Raw genomic sequence first — 460 nt, 5'->3', positions numbered from 1 at the left:
CGCTGTCGTATCACCCGTCACCGTTACCGAGGCAGAGGGGCTCGTATTACCCGCCGCGTCCGTAGCCGTCACGCCAATCACCGTGCCGGCCGGCAGCGGGGTCGACGGCGTGTACGTCCACGCTCCGCTCGGGTCCGCCGTCACGGTGGCGTCCGGCGTGCCATCGCCGTTCGTGTCGATGTTGACCGTTGCACCCGCTTCCGCTGTGCCAGACAGCGACGTACCGTCCGTCGCATTCACCGTCGGCAATGCCGGAGCAGTCGTGTCGACCGTCAGGTCGAATGCCGCGCTCGGGGCGCTCACATCGCCCGCCGTGTCGGTTGCGGTGACCGTGATCGAATGCGCACCTTCGCCCAATCCAGTAGTCGGCGTGAAAGTCCAGTTACCGGTCGGGTCGGCCGTCGTCGTGCCGAGCAGGGTCGTGCCGTCGTAGATGCTGACCGTGCTGCCCGCTTCTGCC

Annotated in this window: 1 protein-coding gene; it reads right to left on the bottom strand. The window is 67.6% G+C overall.

Annotation, left to right across the window (positions count from 1 at the left end):
• On the bottom strand, nt 1-460 hold a 460-nt coding region (locus Q3A80_RS31965; protein WP_446332761.1), incomplete at both ends, for an Ig-like domain-containing protein.

The organism is Burkholderia sp. SR8, assembly GCF_052851275.1.
This window is presented reverse-complemented; position numbering and strand designations above follow the sequence as displayed.